We start from the raw sequence: 1,028 nt of genomic DNA, 5'->3' as shown, positions 1-1,028 counted from the left end.
CCGCAGCGGACTCGTAGCGCTGCAAACCTTCGTCGTAGCGCTTCGCCTCGTATTCCTCGTTACCGAAATACTTCACCGTTTCGTAATTCAGCAGCGAGTCGATCGCCTTGCTGTTGGCCTTCGAATCGAGGTCGTTCATCGTGCGGCGGAAATGCGTGCGCCAGTTCGTCACCAGCACGGTGAAGGTAATGTAGGTCACCAGCGCGCAGAAGGTGATCACCGAGAACCAGATGTCGTAGTGCGTGACGAGGTAGCCCAGCACCAGCGTGATCTCCACCAGTGTCGGCAGGATATTGAACAGCGTGTAGGAAATCAGCGAGCCCACGCTGCGCGTACCGCGCTCGATGTCGCGCGTCATGCCGCCCGTCTGGCGGTTCAGGTGGAAGCGCAGGGACAGCGAATGCAAATGGCGGAACACTTTCAGCGCGATGGTGCGCACCGCGCGCTGCGTGACGCGCGCGAACAGGAATTCACGCAGCTCCGTGAACAGGGTGGTCGACAGCCGCAGCGCACCGTAGGCGATCAACGCGGCCACCGGCAGCACCAGCAAGGCTTTCGGATTGGACGGCGAAATCGTCATCTGGTCCACGAGGTGCTTGAGCACCACCGGCACCCCGACGTTGGCCAGCTTGGCGCCGACCAGCGCCAGCAAGGCCGCCAGCACACGCCATTTGTACACCCATAGGTAGGGCAGTAATGTTTTCAGAGTTGCAATGTCGCCGCGGTCAGCGCGGGCTTTACTGTCGGGCGGCGGTGGAGAATTCGGATAACGGCGCATGGCGATGGCTTTGTGCTTCGTGGTTTACAATTCGATCAATTGTAGCCCCACACGAGATTTCACGATGAGCACTCCACAAGAACAGATTTCCGCCCCCGTCAATAACAACCTCCCCGCAGGCAAAATGCCCGAGCTGCGCGTGATGCCCGCCCCTGCCGACGCCAATGTCTACGGCGACGTATTCGGTGGCTGGATCATGTCCCAGGTCGACATTGCCGGCTCCCTGCCGGCAACGCGCCGTGCCAACGGC

1 protein-coding gene and 1 pseudogene are annotated in these 1,028 nt (G+C 60.8%); one reads left to right on the top strand and one right to left on the bottom strand.

Going from position 1 to position 1,028, the window contains the following annotated elements:
• On the bottom strand, positions 1-778 hold a 778-nt coding region (locus AB4Z11_RS32530), incomplete at its 3' end, for an ABC transporter transmembrane domain-containing protein (protein ID WP_442030426.1).
• A 64-nt stretch (positions 779-842) separates the two neighbouring features.
• Between AB4Z11_RS32530 and AB4Z11_RS32525 the strand changes: the two are divergent.
• Positions 843-1,028: pseudogene (locus AB4Z11_RS32525) on the top strand (acyl-CoA thioesterase); the annotation flags it as partial.

Source organism: Pseudoduganella sp. RAF53_2 (assembly GCF_052113985.1).
Lineage (GTDB): Bacteria > Pseudomonadota > Gammaproteobacteria > Burkholderiales > Burkholderiaceae_D > Rugamonas.
The sequence above is the reverse complement of the archived record's forward strand: the minus strand, read 5'-3'. Positions and strand labels throughout refer to the sequence as shown.